The organism is Chitinophaga sp. YIM B06452 (genome assembly GCF_039655965.1).
In the GTDB taxonomy this organism is placed as follows: domain Bacteria; phylum Bacteroidota; class Bacteroidia; order Chitinophagales; family Chitinophagaceae; genus Chitinophaga.
The window spans coordinates 2062185-2080597 of the sequence record NZ_JAWLKY010000001.1 but is presented as its reverse complement, the minus strand read 5'-3'; the positions used below and the strand labels follow the sequence as shown (position 1 = coordinate 2080597).

Genomic DNA, 18413 nt, shown 5'->3' with positions numbered 1-18413 from the left:
AACCGATTATGATATACGAATTAACGACAAATTTTAATGGTTTACATTTTTGAAGCGGAGGCGGATAGAGTTGATGGCCAGCACAACGTCAGACAAACCCATGATCAGCGCGCCTACAATGGGATTCAGGAACCCCAGCGCGGCAACGGGAATGGCCACTACGTTGTAGATGAAGGCCCAGAACAGGTTCTGTTTGATGGTGAGGTAAGTATGTTTCCCCAGCCCCAATGCCAGCGGCAGGGCGCCCAGGTGGTTGTTCAGCAATATTACATTGGCGCTCTGCATGGCCACCTGCGTGGAATCGCTGAGCGATATGCCGATGGTGGCCTTTGCCAGTGCCGGCGCGTCGTTGATGCCGTCTCCCACCATCGCGGTGGGCGCGGATTGCATCAGATCGTCTATCTTCTCTAATTTCTGCTGCGGCGACTGCTCTGCAAACACTTCATCGATCCCCAGTTCACGGGCCAGCTGCTCGCATTTACGGCGCATGTCGCCGCTGAGGAGGATGGTGCGGATGCCGTTGCTTTTCAGCTGGCTGATCACGTTTTTTGCTTCGGGGCGCAGCTCGTCGATGAAATCTATCCAGCCGGCAAGCGCGCCGTTCCGCAGCAGGTAAATGCTGTGAGAATCTTCTGTGGTGGCTTCTTTGGCCATGATGTAAGAACCAAGGCGCCATTCGTTCCCTTCTTTATCTTTCGCCGCCATGCCAACGCCCTTATGTTCGCGCACCTGCTGTAAAACCGTTTCCGGCACGCCTTTCCAGGCAGCCACCAGCGAGCGGGCAATGGGGTGGGAAGAATATTTTTCAAGGCTGAACACGAGGGAGCGGAAAGTATCGTCGTCCATGCCGATGGCTTTCCACTGGCCGATCTGCAATTTCCCGGTGGTAAGCGTGCCCGTTTTATCGAACACGATCTGGCGGATGTTGCGGAAAGATTCCAGCGTGTTGGCGCCTTTTATGAGGATACCGTTGCGCGCGGCGCGGCCCAGACCCACCATTACAGCGGCAGGCGTGGCCAGGCCCATGGCGCAGGGACAGGCAATCACGAGCACGGCTACACTCCGCATGATGGCTACATCCAGCGGGGTGCCACCGATGAAGTACCAGCCGAGGAAAGTGACGAGCGCAATGCCCAGCACCGCTGGCACAAAGATGCCGCTGATCCGGTCCGCCAGCTTTTGCATGGGCGGTTTGTTATGCTGGGCCTGTTTTACCAAGTCGATGATATAAGACAATACGGTGTCTTTCCCGGTAGCGGTGATATACATTTTGATACTGCCGCTGTCCAGGATGGTGCCGCCGATCACTTTGTCCTTTTCATTCCGCGCCACGGGTTCGCTTTCCCCGGTGATCATGGATTCGTTCACATGGCCGCTGCCCCAGTAAATGGTGCCGTCCATGGGTATCTTGTCGCCTGTGTTCACCAGTACACGGTCGCCCACGCGCAGGGCGCTGTTGTCCACTTCGTCGATATGTTCCTGTCCTTTATCGTTCACATGGATCTTCCGCGCCATGGTATGCTGCATCCTGGCCAGCTCTGCGATGGCCGTGGTAGTGGATTTCACTGATCTCTCCTCCAGCAGGTTGCCTAAGAACACAAGCGTGAGAATGGCGGCAGCGGTTTCGTAGAAGAGATAATCCGCACCCATGTTCATGAGCGTACCGGTAAGACTGTAAGCGAATGCAGCAGTGGCGCCGAGCGTGATCAGCACGTCCATATTGGCCATGCCGTTGCGCAGAGAGCGGAAGGCGCTGCGGCCGAAGTGCAGCATGCCCACTATGTATACAGGTACTGTTAAAGCCAGCTGTATCCAGGCATTATGCAGCCAGTGCCAGCTCACCCACATGTGCAGCAATAGCGGGGCGGTGAATACAAGGCAGAACCAGAATTTGAAGGTAAGCGTAGTATAGAAAGGCTTCGTGGCAGGGCCCTGGTTGGGCAGCACCACTTCATAGCCAAGACTGTTAATACCGCTGATGATCTCGCCCGCGTCCGTTCCCTGGGGAACGTTGAAGCTGAGTTCTTCCGTAGCCACGCTGATGGCCACATCTTCCATGCCTTTTTTCTCCAGGTATTTTGAAATGGTAAGGGCGCAGCTGGAGCAGTTCATCCCTTTTACTTTGCAACTGATCGTTTCCATAGCTTGTCAATTGATCCGGGGGCTAACAGGATGCAATACAAAAGTACCACATACCGCCTTCCGGCGCCAGGGATTTTATTGCAACGGCGGTGCTATTTAGAGCCGCTGGCGGGACTTTTCCGGCTATAGCCGGGGCTTACGCCGGGGCGGGATTATTATTGCAACAGGGGTGCTTTTTCCGTATCTCCGGCAGCGTAATTAAATGCTCCGGAATTGCTAATTTTATGGCTTATACCAGGGATATAGCGTATGAGGATTACATTTTCACATGCGGAACTGCCGGAAACCGCCCGCCAGTTCTGGGAAACTTTCACCGACGAGCAGGTTTTTGCCATGAATGGCGAGATGGGTGTGGGAAAGACCACTTTTGTGAAAGCGCTTTGCACTGCCAAAGGGGTAGAAGATCCCACCGCCAGCCCCACTTTTTCAATTATCAATGAATACCGGTACACAGATGCCCGCAAGCGGGAGAGGATCATCTACCACCTGGACCTCTACCGGCTGAAAAGCCTGGAAGAAGCCATAGAAGCCGGGGTAGAAGACTGCCTTTACCATCCTGACGCTATCTGCTTCGTGGAATGGCCGGACGTAGTGGCGCCGCTGCTCCCGCAGGATACAGTGTATGTATACCTGTCCGTAACCGCGGACCAGCGCAGGAAGCTGGTGGCCGGATTGGCCGACCCGGGGGAATTTACGCCGTCCCTGCAATAATAAATGTATCTTTGAAAGTGACCTAACACACTCAATTTTCTACGATTATGGAGCCAAGGCAAAAAACTGTTGTGAGTGCCGGATTTACATATTCCCCGCTGGAAGAAACGCTGGATATCCCCACGAAGAATTCCAGGCTGTTCATCGGTATCCCCAAGGAAACATCCTTCCAGGAAAGCCGCATCGCGCTGACGCCCGATGCAGTAAGCATTCTCAGCAACAATGGTCACCATATCGTCGTGGAACATAAAGCAGGCGACGGCTCGCACTTCTATGATACAGACTATTCCGAGGCCGGCGCGGAGATCGTGTATGAAAAAAAGGAAGTGTTCAAAGCGGATATCATTGTGAAATCGGCCCCGCTCAACGATGAAGAGATAGAATTGCTGCACCCGCACCAGATCGTTATTTCACCTATCCATCTCTCCGTGCTGAAAGCAGAACAGCTCCAGAAGATGATGGACAAACGCATTACCCTCCTTTCGTTCGAAAACCTGAAAGACGATTCCGGCACTTACCCCATCGTAAGGGCCATGAGTGAAATAGCCGGGGGTGCGGTGATGCTCATTGCCGGGCAATACCTGAGCAATTCCAACAAAGGCAAAGGTATACTGCTGGGCGGCGTTACAGGCATTCCACCCACCAAGGTAGTGATCATTGGCGCGGGCATTGTAGGCGAATTTGCGGCCCGTACCGCGCTGGCGTTAGGTTCTTCCGTAAAGGTCTTCGACAACAATATTTACAAGCTTAAAAGGCTGCAAAACAATATCGGCGTACGTGTATTCACCTCCGTTATCCAGCCCAAGGTGCTGGCGGAACAGCTGCGTAATGCCGATGTGGCGGTGGGCGCGCTGTCATCCCAAAGCGGCAGAACGCCTATCGTGGTTACCGAGAGCATGGTAAGCAACATGAAAGCCGGCTCCGTGATCGTAGATGTGAGTATCGACCGGGGCGGCTGTTTTGAGACCTCTGAAGTGACCACCCACGAAAACCCCGTTTTCAAAAAATACGACGTGATCCATTACTGCGTGCCGAACATCCCTTCCGGCTTCGCGGGCACCGCTTCGCAGGCTATCAGCAACGTGCTGATGCCGCTATTGCTGGAAGCCGCAGACGACGGCGGTTTCGATAACCTGGTGTGGATCAAGCGCGGCGTGCGCAACGGCATTTACCTCTACAAAGGCGCCCTCACCAATTATCACCTCAGCGAGAAGTTCAAGCTGAAGTATACAGATTTGGAGCTGTTGCTGGCGGTGAAGGGATAAAGAACCCTTGCCTCATATAATAACTTAATCAAAACAACGTATACCTCAGCAGCAACTGCAGGCTCGTAACCTGGGAGTCCAATGCCAGGAAAGGACTGATGTTGTGCGGAAGCACATGTCTCACTTCTGCATGCAGTTTGTTATACCTCACGCCGATGCCTGCTATCAGCGGCAGCATGAACTCCCTTCCGCCATCCAGCGCCTTTTCGACAACCACGGGCGCGCTGCTGAGTTCGGAGTACCGTTTAAGATCATCTTTACCGCCGATGCTGATGGCGCCTGCCACGCCTGCAATTGCATACGGGCGGATGTTGCCTTTGGGGTAGGTATATTTCACCATCGTTTGTACCTGGATATATTGGAGATTCACGTCCACATTATATTTCAGGCCATTGCGGGTGAAGTCGGAAGAAAATGCGCGGCTGGTGTACACCACTTCGTTGTTCCAGGAAAACTTCTGGCGGTTGCGGGAAATGGGGATATCCAGGAAAACACCCAATACAGGAGTGGCTTTGCTGCCATATTTTCCGTCTGCCAGCGGATGCGTGCCGGTAAATTTGGTGAAGTTGAGGCTTCCGCCGCCCATGATGCCAAAGGTGGCCTTCAGCTGGCGGTCTTCTTTGCGCAGCACTACCTGCTCGCCGGGATAACGGCAGGCCACGTATTGCTGCAATATTTTCCGGATCTCAGCTTCGGAATAACCGAGGCGCAGCAGCTTTTGCTGCGGCACGCATCCGGCGGCAAGGTTGGCCAGCTGCTGCCGGTAGAAATAGTGGGTCTTGAGCTTGCCATGATCCGCGGATTCTTTATCGTGAATGTATGTTTCTTTTTTTACCAGCTGCGTTACGCTGTCTTTTTCCATGACGGCAAAATGTTCCTGGTTGTTGACATCGCCGAACACCAGCAGCTTTACCGGGCCGTTCATCAATACGCGGAAAAAGTGCTCGCCGTTGATCGTATCGCGATCCTCGGAAGCGGAAAGCACGCTGACGCTTTCATCGGTAACGTCCAGCCGGGCCGCAACAGACAGGTAAAGCTCATCGTTTTCCGCGATCCGGAATCCTTTGATGTCTGCCGGTTTATAGGTCTTCTCAGTCCCTCCGTTTGCGCGGAAAACAATTTGCAGGGGGCTTGCATCCCATTTACGGTAGTCTATTTGGCCGGCGGCACTGTCCCCATTGCGGAGCAACAGCGTGCCCGGCACAAAGTTTTGCTGCGCGGCCAGCGAAAGCGCGGCCAGCAGGCAGGTACAGGTGAGGTATAGGAATTTCATATGTAGATACTTTGATATTTTTTACGCTTCCATCTTGTAGCCCATAAAGAAAGCGGCGAGGATGATAATGCCAACAACAATGCGGTAATAGCCCCACATTTTGAAACCGAATTTCTGCAAGGCGCCGATGAAAAACTTGATCGCCAGCATAGCCACGATAAACGCGACGATGTTGCCGATCACGAGCAGCTTGATATTTTCGCCGGAACTCAGCAGAAGGTCGCGGTGCTTGAGCAGCTTATAGCCGGTGGCAGCGGCCATAGTGGGCACGGCCAGGAAGAAGGAGAACTCAGCGGCGGCATGGCGGGTAAGCTTCTGCTGCATACCGCCGATGATGGTGGCCGCGCTGCGGCTTACGCCGGGAACCAGCGCCAGGCACTGGAACAGCCCGATGCGGATAGCTTTGAAATAATCCATCTGCTCATCTGAAGTGATGGTAGGGGCATTGAACCATTTGTCCACATATAGCAGCAAGATACCGCCCAGCAGGAGCGTTGCGCCTACTACTTCCGGTTTTTCCAGCAGGCTGTCTATCTGGTCGCCGAGGAGGTAGCCTAGAATAAGCGCGGGCAGTACGCCGAGGAAGAGTTTTACATAAAACTGCGGTTTCCCGAAATTGAAGAATTTCTTCCAGTACAGCACCACTACGGCCAGGATGGCTCCCAGCTGGATACATACTTCAAAAAGCTTGGTGAATTCGTCTTTATTGATCCCCATCAGGCTGCTGGCAATGATCATGTGGCCGGTGGACGAAACGGGAATGAATTCTGTCAGTCCTTCTACAATTGCAATAATGATCGCTTCTAAGATGCTCATGGTGCTGAAAAAATAAGAAAAGCGATGAGGTACTCATCGCTGTATGATGTAAATGTTTTCCGTTCTGGTTTACTGTTTGGGTTTGCGCATGATGGCATATACCTCCACGGCCAGGCCCAGCAGGATCACGATGGGCGCCAGGGTGATGCGGCGGAAGCTGTATACTTCTTCGGGTGAGAAACGGTTAGGATCGGAGCTGTCGCCGCCCATCATCAGCAGGAAGCCGATCACGATCAGGGCGAGGCCCGCCAGCATCAGCTGGTAATTCATTTTCCCGAAGAGGCTCGGTTGTTGGTCGCCTTGTTTAAGTTCTTTAGCCATTATCGTTTCATTAACTTTTGATCAATATAAATCGTCGAGTTTCAGTTTGAGATATTTCATCACCGCGCGGTGCGTGCTCAGCAGCGAGATCACGATGCCGATGGCGATCAGGCCCAGGAACAGCAGGCTGGTCATCAGGTAATCCCGCATCCCTTTCAGTTCGGGGAGGGCTGATTCAGCCATATACATCAGCGCGATGAGGCCTGCAATGGCCAGGATGGCGCTGATGGCGCCGTTGATGATGCTTCTCATATCGAAGGGCTTGGCAATGAACCAGCGTGTTGCCCCTACCATCTGCATGGTCTTGATGAGAAAACGGTTGCTGTACATAGCCAGGCGGATGGTATTGTCTATCAGGAAAAGCACTACGATCGCCATTACGATGCTGATCACGAGCAGCACCAGCCCAATTTTCTGCGCTTTGTCCAGCACCTGTGTTACCAGGGCCTTTGGATAGTTCAGCTCACGCACGGCCACGCGGTTCTTGATATGATCTTCGATCATCTTCAGGCTGTCCGGGTGTACGTAACGTTCATACAGGGTGATGTCTATGCTTGCGTCCAGCGGGTTATAGCCCAGCACGGCGAAGTTCTCTTCCGGGTTTTCTTTCTTGAACCGTTCCGCCGCCATGTCTTTCGACACATATTCGATCTCCTTCACAAATGGCATCACGGCCAGCGAATCTTTGAGGAGGTTAGCCTGCTGGTCCTTCACGCTTTCGCGCAGAAACACCTGCAATTCAATGCTTTCCTTGAAATAACGGCTGAGGTTGCGGGCATTGATCATGAAAAGGCCGAGTACGCCGAGCAGGATCAATACCAGTGTAACACCGATGATTGAATAGATATACGACGGCTTCGATTTCTTTGCTGATGATTTCCCTGATTGAGCCATTCCTCTTTAGTTTATGGGCGAAAATAATAAAAATTAGGAGTTATGTTTACATTTGCCATCCCAAACGGTATTTTAACATTTTTTATTATATAGAAATGTGGCCGGTTGGAAAATGGCACACAAAACCTTAAATTACTACAACCGCCCGGCAATCCGGGCTTTTTACGCATATGGAGTACAATTTCAGGCAGATCGAACGGAAATGGCAGGAGCATTGGGTGAAGACCCATGCATACCGGGTAAACAACAACAGCAGTAAGCCCAAATGTTACGTGCTCGACATGTTCCCCTACCCTTCGGGGGCGGGTTTGCATGTGGGCCATCCGCTGGGGTATATCGCATCAGACATCTACGCCCGTTTTAAACGTCTTAAAGGTTTTAACGTGCTGCACCCTATGGGGTATGACGCTTTCGGCCTTCCTGCCGAGCAATATGCCCTCGAAACCGGGCAGCACCCGGCTGTAACCACGGAGCAAAACATCAATTCTTTCCGCAGCCAGCTGGACAATATCGGGTTCAGCTTCGACTGGGAGCGGGAATTCCGCACCAGCGACCCTTCCTATTACAAATGGACGCAATACATTTTCCTCCAGCTGTTCGACAGCTGGTATAACCGCCATGCCGGCAAAGCCGAGCGCATTGAGGCCCTCGTGCGCATTTTTGAGTCGGATGGCAATGTGCACCATGAATGTCCCGGCGACCGGCAGATCCGCTTCAATGCCGATACCTGGAACGGGTATACGTACGAGGAGCAGCAGGCCGTGCTGATGGAATACCGCCTCGCCTACCTCGCGCATGCCGAAGTGAACTGGTGCCCAGCGTTGGGTACGGTGCTGGCCAACGACGAGGTGATCAACGGCGTGAGCGAACGCGGCGGGCATCCCGTTATCAAGAAAAAAATGCGCCAGTGGTTCCTGCGTATCACCGAATATGCAGACAGGCTGCTGGAAGGCCTTGAAAAGATCACTTTCAGCGAGGCCATGAAAGACATGCAGCGCAACTGGATCGGGAAGAGCCAGGGCGCGGAGATCAAGTTCAACGTGGCCGGCACGCTGGAAAGCATCGTTGTATACACCACCCGTCCCGATACCATCTTCGGCGTGGATTTTATGGTCGTTGCGCCCGAGCACGAGCTGGTAGAGCGCATTACCACGCAGGAACAATCCGGGGCCATCGCCGCTTATAAAGAATACGTGCAAAGCCGCTCCGAGCGCGAACGGATGGCTGAAGTGAAACAGATCACCGGTTGCTTCACCGGCGCATATGCCGTGAACCCGTTCGACGGCCGGAAGATCCCCGTCTGGATCTCCGAATACGTGCTGGCCGGTTATGGTACCGGCGCCATCATGGCCGTTCCCTGTGGCGACCAGCGCGACTTTAACTTTGCGCGGCACTTCAGTATTCCCATCACCAATATCCTCGGGCCTGCATTTAATGGCGAGGAAGCCAATCCCACCAAAGAAGGCAAGCTTTACAACAGCGACTTTATCACCGGCATGGAGATGAAAGACGCTATGGACGCGGTGATCGACAAAATAGACAGCCTCGGCATCGGTAAAAAGCAGATCAATTACCGCATGCGCGACGCAGGTTTCAGCCGCCAGCGCTACTGGGGCGAGCCTTTCCCGATCGTGTTCCGCAACGGCGTTCCCGAAGCGCTGCCGGAAGGAGAGCTGCCGCTGGAACTGCCTCACGTGGAAAATTACCGTCCGGGTGAAGAAGGCGAAGGCCCGCTGGCCAACATCACCGAATGGGTGAACCTTCCTGCCGCCCCGGGTACATCCCTGCGCCGGGAAACCAATACCATGCCTGGTTATGCCGGCAGCAGCTGGTATTTTCTGCGCTATATGGACCCGCATAACGACGCCACCTTCTGCGACCGGAAAATATCCGATTACTGGGGCCAGGTAGACCTTTACATCGGTGGCACCGAGCATGCCGTGGGGCACCTGCTGTATTCACGCATGTGGACCAAAGCCTTGTTCGACCTGGGTTACATCGGGTTCGACGAGCCGTACAAAAAGCTCGTGAACCAGGGGATGATCACAGGCAGCAGCAGGCTGGTGTACCGCGTGCGCGGCACCAACCAGTACGTATCCGCCGGTCTTAAGGACAAATACGAAACCGACGAGCTGCACGTGGACGTGAACATCGTGGATGGCGTGGAATTGGATACGGCAGCCTTCCGTGAATGGCGGGCGGATTATGCCAATGCACAGTTCATCCTCGAAGATGGAAAATACATCTGCGGTACGCTCTCCGAAAAAATGAGCAAGAGCAAGTTCAACACCGTGAACCCGGACATGCTGGTAGAAAAATTCGGCGCAGACACTTTCCGGATGTACGAGATGTTCCTGGGCCCGGTAGAGCAGAGCAAACCCTGGGAAACCAAGGGCATTGAGGGCGTTCACCGTTTCCTCAAAAAGCTCTGGCGCCTGTTTATGGACGAGCAGAAAGGCCTGATCGTGAAAAGCGGCGAGCCTGTTGCCGAAGAGCTGAAAACCCTGCACAAGACCATCCGGAAGATCGAAGAAGATACCGAACGCCTGTCTTACAACACGGCGGTAAGCGCTTTCATGGTATGTATCAACGAACTGACAGACCTGAAATGCCACAAAAAAGCCGTGCTGGAGCAGATACTGGTATTGCTCGCGCCTTATGCCCCGCATATCTGCGAAGAGCTGTGGCAGGCTATCGGCAACAGCGGCTCCATCCTGGATGCTGCTTTCCCTGTATTCGAGGAAAAGTATATCGTGGAAAGCACCAAGGAATACCCTGTTTCCGTGAACGGCAAGCTTCGCACTACTATCAACATTTCGCTGGACGCGGGCGAGGAAGAAGTTCGCCAGATTGCACTGTCTAACGAAATAGTACAGAAGTGGGTGGAAGGCCAGCAGATCAAGAAAGTTATTTTCGTGAAGGGAAAGATGATCAACGTAGTGATCTGATCCCTGTCGCGGTATGATATGGCCCGGTTGGTAAAGTTTTCCAGCCGGGCTTTTTTGTGCGGACGCTGACTACTGCCTGAAATTCGTGATAAAAGGTTTCTTCATCCGCCGATTCCTTCTTAATTTCCCGTTAACTAAAATCTCCAGCTTTATGAGAGCTTTACTCCCGGGCCTCCTGGCAGCTTTCCTGTACCTGCCCACCCATGCCCAGACCACAGAAGCCTATTTTACAACATACCCGACCCTTACTCCCGACGGACAAACGGTGATCTTCAGCTATGAAGGCGACCTCTGGAAGGCGGACGTACAGCGCCCGCAGGCCACCCGCCTCACCGCTATGCAGGGAAATGAAACCCTGCCGAAAGTGTCTCCCGACGGCAAATGGATCGCATTCACCGCCACCCAGTTCGGCAATGCGGACGTTTTCCTGATACCCATAGACGGTGGCGAAATAAGGCAGCTTACCATGCATGAAGCCTCAGACCAGATGGAATCCTGGAGCTGGGATTCCCGCTCGGTATATTTCACTTCCGGCCGCTCCGGTAATCCCACGAGCTATAAGGTGGGCATCGACGGCGGTACGCCTGTGCGCATATTCCCCCACTATTTCAATCTCATCCACAATGTTGTGGAGCACCCCAGCTCCGGTGAACTGTTCTTCAACGATACCTGGGAAAGCAGCAACCAGGCCAACCGCAAACGTTACAAAGGCGATTTCAACCCGGATATCCAATCGTACATACCCGCTACCAAAGCCTACAAACGCTACACAGATTACCGCGGCAAAGACCTCTGGACCACCATCGACCGCAAAGGGAATGTCTACTTCACTTCAGACGAGGCCAATGGCGAATATAACCTCTACACCTTTGCAAACGGCAGCAAAAAAGCCCTTACCAGCTTTCCTACTTCCATCAAAAGGCCCTTTGCAAATGCCAATGGCGGCAAAGTAGTGTTCGAAAAAGACTACCAGGTTTGGATCTATGACGTAGCAGCCGGCAAAGCGGAAAAACTTCCCGTCAAACTCTTCCGCAATCCTGTGCTCCCGAAAGAACAGGGCTTTGAAGTGAAGGACAGGATCTCTCATTTCGACGTGTCTCCCGACGGCAAAAAGCTCGCTTTCATTTCACGCGGCGAATTGTTCGTTTCAGACATCGAAGGCAAGTTCGTCCGCCAGCTTTCCCGCCCTGCTGAACGCGCCGTGCAGGTGCAGTGGCTGGCCGACAACCGTACGCTCCTCTTCAACCAAACCCTTAACGGTTACCTCAACTGGTATACCATAGCGGCAGACGGCAGCGGTTCCGCCAAACAGCATACCGGCGACAAACGCAATAACCGCCAGCTGAACATGAACAAAAACCGCACGCAAGCCGTGTATCTCAGCGGCCGCGATGAAGTGCGCGTGATGGACCTTAAAACCTTCGAATCCAAAACCGTTGTGAAAGACGAGATCTGGGCCTTCCAGAACGCAGACCCACGCTTCTCTCCCAACGATGAATACATCGTGTTCACCGCCTACCGCAATTTTGAATCGGACATACTGGTGCATCACCTGAAAAAAAATACCACCACCAATCTCACCAACACCGGCGTTACTGAAACCAATCCGTACTGGTCGCCCGACGGGAAGTATATTTATTTCACCTCTTCCCGCACCAAACCTGCTTATCCCTTCGGCATGAGCAATGCCAAGGTGTACCGCATTGCGCTGGAAAAACTGGACGAACCTTTCCGCGCCGATAAATTCGACGAACTCTTCAAAAAAGAAGAAAAGAAAGAAGAGAAGAAAGATACTTCCAAAACACCCTCTCCTGCTGTTGCCGGCGCTATCGCCATTGACGCAGACCAGATCATGCAGCGCACGGAACAACTAAGTCCCGACTTCGGCTCCCAGTATGGTCCCTACCATATTTCCCAGAAAGGCGATAAAGCCACCGTGTACTTTGCTTCCAACCATTCAGACGGCAGGTCTGCCCTCTGGAAAACCGTGATCGAACCGTTTGAAGACAACAAAACGGAAAAGATCGCCGGCTCCGAAAGGGGTGCATACCCCATCCGCGAAGTAGATGGTAAGCTCTACACTCTTGCCGGCGGCAACATCCACAAGCTGAACCCTGACGCCAACAAGCTGGACGTTATCAATATCAGCATGCCTTTCTACCGCAACCTCGGCGCCGAATTCCAGCAGATATTCTACGAAACCTGGGCCAACGTGGAAGAAAACTTCTACAATGCAGACTTCCACGGTACCAACTGGGCCAGGCTCCGCGACGATTACAGCCGCTTCCTGCCGTATATCAACAACCGGTCGGACCTCCGCATCCTGCTGAACGACCTGCTCGGTGAGCTGAACTCCTCGCACCTGGGCTTCAACAGCTCTGGCGACGAAGAAAAGATCAATCTCAGCTACCGGACCATGGAAACTGGCATCCAGTTCGATAACCAGCAACCCTACAAGGTAAACCGCATCGTCGCCAAAAGCAGCGCGGACAAACGCGGTGTGGACATACGCCCCGGCGACGTCCTCACCAAAGTGAACGGCACTCCCGTGCAAAAAGATCTTTGCCGTGATCAATATTTTACCCGCCCGTCTTTCGAAAGAGAGATCACCCTTACGTTCGAGCGCGACGGCAAACCTTTCGATGTAAGGCTGCATCCACAGCCATACTATTCACTTGACGACCAGCTCTATGACGAATGGATCGCAGGGAATGAAAAACGTGTGGACCAGCTCAGCAACAATAAAGTGGCCTATACCTGCATGAAGAACATGGGCACCGGCGAGCTGGAAAAATTCCTCATCGACATGGCCGCCAAGCTTGGCAGTAAAGACGCGCTCATTCTTGACCTCCGTTACAATACCGGCGGCAACGTGCATGATGAAGTACTGAGGTTCCTGTCTCAACGCCCTTACCTGCAATGGCAATACCGTGAAGGCAAACTCTCCCCGCAACCGAATTTCGCGCCGGCCGGCAAACCCATCGTATTGCTGATCAACGAACAATCCCTCAGCGATGCGGAAATGACCGCGGCAGGCTTCAAAGCGCTGAAGCTGGGCAAGATCATCGGTACCGAGTCTTACCGCTGGATCATTTTCACTTCCGGCAAAGGATTGGTAGACGGCTCATTCTACCGCCTTCCCTCCTGGGGCTGCTACACGCTCGATGGCAAAAACCTCGAAAAAGAAGGCGTAGCCCCCGACATTTATGTAAAAACCACTTTCACCGACAGGCTGGAAAACAAAGACCCGCAGCTGGAAAAGGCTGTACAGGAAGTGTTGAAGGACATGAAATAAACAAGCGTTTTATACAACTCCTTTCAGGAAGGGCCGGACCACCCGGCCCTTTTTTATTATCCTGGACATTGAAGCCATCATTTACGTTTTATTATCGCAGTTCCTGTTCCATGAACTTCCGCAGGGTCTCCTCTTCTTCCCCGATCGCACGCAGGGCCGTTCTCACGGCGAACAGCGGCACAGGGTCCTGGTACATGCGGATCACTACCGGCCGGCCTTCCCCCGGCTGATGCCACTTTTCATAACCGCCGGCAATAAAACGGAATACAAAACCCTTCGCCGTTAAAAATGAACGGAAAGCATCAAGACTGACAGCCGGTAAATGAGTATCCTTCATCACGCGTGATCGTTTGGACGGTTAACAAAAAAGCTCAGGCCCGGGCATTGGAATACGGGATGTCTATCGTACACATGAAACCCCGCACAGCAGAGCCATCCTTCATCAGCTCCAGCATATCGTTGAACCCCGCCATATCCGGCTGAGGCGGCCAGATCATCTCTCCCTGGAAGATCCAGCCAAGGCGGATCATATCTTCCGCCAGGGTCCCTTTCAACAGCATATCCGTGAAATATACCCGCAACACCACTTCCAGGCAATCTTTAGCGTCCCGCCGGGAAGCGCCGTAACCCGTAAGGTCCAGCCCCGGCAAATGCGCGAAAAAACACCCCTGCTCATCCTCGAACAACAGGCCCCGGACCCGCACCGGGTAATAATCCCGGCCCGGCAGGTCAAATGAAAATCTGTCCATACAACGATTTTTTTCACCTATCCCAAATCTAACCAGTTATGGAACCGGATGGTGAAAATTTGCCCGGAAATATCTCATGTTAAGAATAGAATATCTCCGTATTTTGAATGCAATCTGAAAAGTATAATTATTAATTTGGCGCCCATGAAAAGGATCACCACCGTATGGCTGCTTTGCCTCTTTGCCGCTTCCACAGCGCTCGCGCAGACCACCAACCTCCGCGTCATGTCTTTCAACATACGCTACAACAACCCGAAAGACAGCATCAACGCCTGGCCCAACAGGATAGACAAAGTATCTTCCCAGGTACTCTTCCACCAGCCGCAACTGCTCGGCGTCCAGGAAGCCCTGTCTGACCAGATGGACGATCTCAGCCAACGCCTCCCTCAATATAAATTCGTAGGCGTAGGCCGCGACGATGGCAAGAAAAAAGGCGAATTCTCCGCCATCTTTTACGATACCACCCGCCTGCAACTGCTGCAATCGCACACCTTCTGGCTCTCCGAAACCCCGGAAACCGTTGGCAGCAAAGGCTGGGACGCCGCCATCTGCCGCATCGTAACCTATGCCAAATTCCGCGACCGCAAATCCAGGAAAGAATTCTACCACTTCAATACCCACTTCGACCACATCGGCAAGATCGCCCGCCGCGAAAGTGCGAAGCTGCTGCTGGAAAAAGTTGCAAAAATCAGCGGCAAACTGCCCGCAGTGATCACCGGCGACTTCAACGCCACACCTTCAGACGAGCCCATCCGCGTGATCACAGACACGCAGAACCCACTGCACCTGGCGGATTCCAAACCGCTCAGCAAGATCCCGCACTACGGGCCCGACTGCACTTTCAACAGCTTCAAAGCGCACGAAACCAGCACGGAGCCTATCGATTACATTTTCCTGAAAGGGAAATGGACCGTGCTGCAACACGCCACTATCACCCAATCCTGGAAAGGGCTCTACGCTTCAGACCACTACTCGGTGTTTGCCAATCTTAACTTATAAAAAGAAAAAGGGCCGCTTCAACAGCAGCCCTTTTTTTTATTGTTTCTTTTCTTCCGCAATCCGCGTCGGTGCATCCTTTCCGCCGACTATACTGCCGGAGCTGATCGCTATGGCTTCAATAATATCGGCGATGTTCTTCATGTCCATCGATTCCACTTCATCGTTCACGCTATGGTACAGCGTATCCTTGTCTATCTGCGTGGTGGAAATGGTATGGGCCGGTACGCCCAGGCGGGCAAGCGTCGCATTGTCTGACCGGTAAAAGAGCCGCTGCTCAGGGTAAGGATCGGGATGGAACTGGAAGCTGGAACCTTTCAGGTTTTCCTGGAGTATCTTCCCAAAGTCCGATCTCTCGAAACCCGTGATGAATGCGCTATTGCGGCCGAATTTGGATTCTTTCCCGATCATTTCGATGTTGAACATAGCCACGATCTTCGCGGGATCGAGCTGCCTGGAAAAATAACGGGAGCCGAAGCCGCCGATCTCTTCCGCCGTGAACGCCACGAATATCACGCTGCGCTCAGGCGCATGTTCTTTGAAATAATCAGCCAGCAGGATCACCGCCGTAACGCCCGACGCATCATCGTCTGCACCATTGGCAATGCTGTCTTCCCCGACCGGTTTCTGTATGCCGATGTGGTCATAGTGCGCGGAGAAGATCACATATTCATCGGGCTTGCTGCTGCCTTTGATCATACCGGCCACGTTGTGCAGGAATTTGGGCGCTGAGGTGGAAGCGGTGGAAACGGAGGAATCTCTCGGGAACAATTTACCGTCGAGCATAGCAAATTCCTGGCGAAAGTTCTTCTGCCGCGGAAGCGACTCCAGTCCTGCTTTCCTGAATTCTTCTTCAATGAACAGGGAAGCTTTCTCGATCCCCGGCGTGAAGGTCATACGGCCCTGCATACTGTCTGCGGCTAAAGTGCTGATGAGGCGGCTGACTTCCGTTTCACTGATCTTTTGCGCCCGTGCAGGTATGATTCCCGCCGCCAGGGCGCCCAGAAGGCATAGTGCGCTTAATTTCATGGCTGATAAAGATTTCGCTAAAAATAATGGAAATATCCTCTACAATTTCTCTTTACTTTTGGAGATGAAAGGCGAAGATATGTCCAATTCAAACCTAAGACCAGATGAGAACCGGTTGAGCGCTGCCGAAAAGGAATTCGAGAACAGTATCCGGCCGAAGGAGATCATGGATTTCTCCGGGCAGGAGCAGATCATTGAGAACCTGAAAATTTTCATTAAAGCGGCTAAAATGCGCGGCGAAGCGCTGGATCACATCCTTTTCCACGGCCCCCCTGGCCTGGGGAAGACCACCCTTTCCCGCATTGTGGCCAACGAGCTGGGCGTAAACATCCGCGAAACCTCCGGGCCCGTGATAGAAAAGCCCGGTGACCTTGCCGGCCTGCTGACCAATCTTGAAACGAACGATGTACTGTTTGTAGACGAAATACACCGCCTGAGCACCGTGGTGGAAGAATACCTTTATTCCGCCATGGAAGATTACCGGATAGACATCATGATCGACTCCGGCCCCAATGCCCGTTCTGTACAGATCAACCTGCACCCTTTCACGCTCGTGGGCGCCACCACCCGCTCCGGCCTGCTCACCGCCCCGCTGCTGAGCCGCTTCGGCATCAAAAGCCGCCTGGAATATTATTCCGCCGCCACGCTGCAAAAGATACTCTGGCGCGCGGCAGGACTGCTGGGCTCCAAGATCACGTCAGACGCTGCGGCCGAGATCGCACGCCGCTCCCGCGGTACGCCGCGTATTGCCAACGGCCTGCTGCGCCGTGTGCGCGACTTTGCGCAGGTAATGGGCAACGGGGTGATAGACCTGGAGATCGCGCAATTCAGCCTCAAAGCATTGAGCGTAGATGAATACGGGCTGGATGAAATGGACAACCGCATCCTGAACGTGATCATCGAGAACTTTAAAGGCGGCCCGGTGGGCATCACCACCATTGCCACCGCCGTAGGCGAAGAAGCAGGCACGCTGGAAGAAGTGTACGAGCCGTTCCTGATACAGGAAGGCTTCATCAAACGCACACCCCGCGGGCGCGAGGTGACGGAAAAGGCGTATATGCACCTGGGTAAGAGCCCGTTGAAAGGAGGTTCTAATCTTTTGTTCTAATTGTCAGCTTAGCCGGGAAAAACCCTTGAGCTGGGTTTAAATAGCACCAGTTCCCCTGAAAGCCTTTACGGGAAAGGCTTTTGAGGAACTGATCCTTTAAATGTCTTTTTTCCTTAATCTTTCACCACCAGCCTGAAGCCGTTGCCGTGTATGTTCACGATCTCGATGTGCTGGTCGTCTTTCAGGTATTTTCGCAGCTTGGCAATGTAAACGTCCATGCTGCGGCCATTGAAGTAGGTATCGCTGCCCCAGATCTTCTTGAGCGCCACTTCGCGCGGCAGCAGGTCATTCTTATGCTCGCAGAGCATATGCAGCAGCTCGTTTTCCTTGGGAGAAAGGGTATGGCTGTCGTTGCCTTTGGTGAGGGTGCGGAGTCTTGAATTGAAATGATATTGCCCGATCCTGAACTCGAACTGCTCTTCTTCCTTGCTGTTCAGCTCCTGGTTACGTTTCAGGATCGCTTTGATCTTGAGCAGCAGCAGCTCGCTGTCGAAAGGTTTGGAGATATAGTCATCTGCCCCGAGCTTGTAGCCCTGGATGATGTCTTCCTTCATGGTTTTGGCGGAGAGGAAGAAAAGGGGAATGTCCGGGTCCACATCGCGGATCTCTTCGGCCAGCTTAAAACCGTCCATGTTGGGCATCATGATATCCAGCAGGCAGATGTCGAACTTCTCGCGGCGGAAGGCTGCCAGCGCCAAAATGCCATCCCTGCACAATTCCACCTCGTAATCGTTCAGCTCCAGGTAATTTTTCAATACCATGCCAAGGTTGGTATCGTCTTCAGCCAACAGGATCTTAGGTTTGCGTTCTTCCATATCTAAATGATTTTAAGCTGCAACAAATATAACGGATAAAGATGAATCCGG

The 18413-nt window shown here is 53.1% G+C and carries 15 protein-coding genes; 6 read left to right on the top strand and 9 right to left on the bottom strand.

The window, feature by feature from the left end; genetic code table 11:
- Positions 1-33 precede the first annotated feature (33 nt).
- Positions 34-2142, bottom strand: a complete 2109-nt coding sequence (locus R3I13_RS08405) for a cation-translocating P-type ATPase (RefSeq protein WP_346317479.1) — start codon at positions 2140-2142, stop codon at positions 34-36.
- A 249-nt stretch (positions 2143-2391) separates the two neighbouring features.
- On the opposite strand from R3I13_RS08405, the gene tsaE reads away from it, so the two are divergent.
- On the top strand, positions 2392-2853 hold the full coding sequence (gene tsaE / locus R3I13_RS08400; protein WP_346317478.1) for a tRNA (adenosine(37)-N6)-threonylcarbamoyltransferase complex ATPase subunit type 1 TsaE: 462 nt from the start codon (positions 2392-2394) through the stop codon (positions 2851-2853).
- 47 nt (positions 2854-2900) lie between these two features.
- Entirely contained in the window at positions 2901-4118 is a 1218-nt protein-coding gene (locus R3I13_RS08395) for an alanine dehydrogenase (protein WP_346317477.1), read from the top strand.
- Between the two features lie 28 nt (positions 4119-4146).
- On the opposite strand, the gene R3I13_RS08390 is transcribed toward R3I13_RS08395, so the two are convergent.
- The 4 genes from R3I13_RS08390 to R3I13_RS08375 form a co-directional block, all read right to left on the bottom strand.
- The gene (locus R3I13_RS08390) at positions 4147-5391 is read right to left on the bottom strand and encodes a hypothetical protein (protein WP_346317476.1); all 1245 of its coding nucleotides are present in this window, start codon (positions 5389-5391) and stop codon (positions 4147-4149) included.
- Between the two features lie 21 nt (positions 5392-5412).
- The gene (locus R3I13_RS08385) at positions 5413-6207 is read right to left on the bottom strand and encodes an undecaprenyl-diphosphate phosphatase (protein ID WP_346317475.1); all 795 of its coding nucleotides are present in this window, start codon (positions 6205-6207) and stop codon (positions 5413-5415) included.
- Between the two features lie 69 nt (positions 6208-6276).
- Positions 6277-6528 carry a DUF3098 domain-containing protein gene (locus R3I13_RS08380; RefSeq protein WP_346317474.1) on the bottom strand — a complete coding sequence of 84 codons (252 nt, stop codon included), beginning with the start codon at positions 6526-6528 and terminating at the stop codon, positions 6277-6279.
- A gap of 21 nt (positions 6529-6549) precedes the next feature.
- Positions 6550-7422 (bottom strand): permease-like cell division protein FtsX, encoded by an 873-nt coding sequence (locus R3I13_RS08375; RefSeq protein ID WP_346317473.1) that lies wholly within the window; start codon positions 7420-7422, stop codon positions 6550-6552.
- Between the two features lie 170 nt (positions 7423-7592).
- Between R3I13_RS08375 and leuS the strand changes: the two genes are divergently transcribed.
- Positions 7593-10370: a leucine--tRNA ligase gene (leuS, locus tag R3I13_RS08370; RefSeq protein ID WP_346317472.1), complete on the top strand. Its 2778-nt coding sequence runs from the start codon at positions 7593-7595 to the stop codon at positions 10368-10370.
- A gap of 151 nt (positions 10371-10521) precedes the next feature.
- Positions 10522-13665 (top strand): S41 family peptidase, encoded by a 3144-nt coding sequence (locus tag R3I13_RS08365; protein WP_346317471.1) that lies wholly within the window; start codon positions 10522-10524, stop codon positions 13663-13665.
- Between the two features lie 91 nt (positions 13666-13756).
- Here R3I13_RS08365 and R3I13_RS08360 read toward each other — a convergent pair whose 3' ends face one another.
- Both R3I13_RS08360 and R3I13_RS08355 read right to left on the bottom strand, forming a co-directional pair.
- The gene (locus R3I13_RS08360) at positions 13757-14005 is read right to left on the bottom strand and encodes a hypothetical protein (RefSeq protein ID WP_346317470.1); all 249 of its coding nucleotides are present in this window, start codon (positions 14003-14005) and stop codon (positions 13757-13759) included.
- A gap of 31 nt (positions 14006-14036) precedes the next feature.
- Entirely contained in the window at positions 14037-14414 is a 378-nt protein-coding gene (locus R3I13_RS08355; RefSeq protein WP_346317469.1) for a hypothetical protein, read from the bottom strand.
- 144 nt (positions 14415-14558) lie between these two features.
- Here R3I13_RS08355 and R3I13_RS08350 point away from each other — a divergent pair, with 144 nt between their 5' ends.
- Positions 14559-15413, top strand: a complete 855-nt coding sequence (locus R3I13_RS08350) for an endonuclease/exonuclease/phosphatase family protein (RefSeq protein WP_346317468.1) — start codon at positions 14559-14561, stop codon at positions 15411-15413.
- A 36-nt stretch (positions 15414-15449) separates the two neighbouring features.
- Here the strand turns inward: R3I13_RS08350 and R3I13_RS08345 are convergent, their stop codons facing one another.
- Positions 15450-16439: a M20/M25/M40 family metallo-hydrolase gene (locus R3I13_RS08345; protein ID WP_346317467.1), complete on the bottom strand. Its 990-nt coding sequence runs from the start codon at positions 16437-16439 to the stop codon at positions 15450-15452.
- 79 nt (positions 16440-16518) lie between these two features.
- On the opposite strand from R3I13_RS08345, the gene ruvB reads away from it, so the two are divergent.
- Positions 16519-17547 carry a Holliday junction branch migration DNA helicase RuvB gene (gene ruvB, locus R3I13_RS08340; RefSeq protein WP_346317466.1) on the top strand — a complete coding sequence of 343 codons (1029 nt, stop codon included), beginning with the start codon at positions 16519-16521 and terminating at the stop codon, positions 17545-17547.
- A gap of 113 nt (positions 17548-17660) precedes the next feature.
- On the opposite strand, the gene R3I13_RS08335 is transcribed toward ruvB, so the two are convergent.
- The gene (locus R3I13_RS08335; protein WP_346317465.1) at positions 17661-18362 is read right to left on the bottom strand and encodes a response regulator transcription factor; all 702 of its coding nucleotides are present in this window, start codon (positions 18360-18362) and stop codon (positions 17661-17663) included.
- Between the last annotated feature and the right edge of the window lie 51 nt (positions 18363-18413).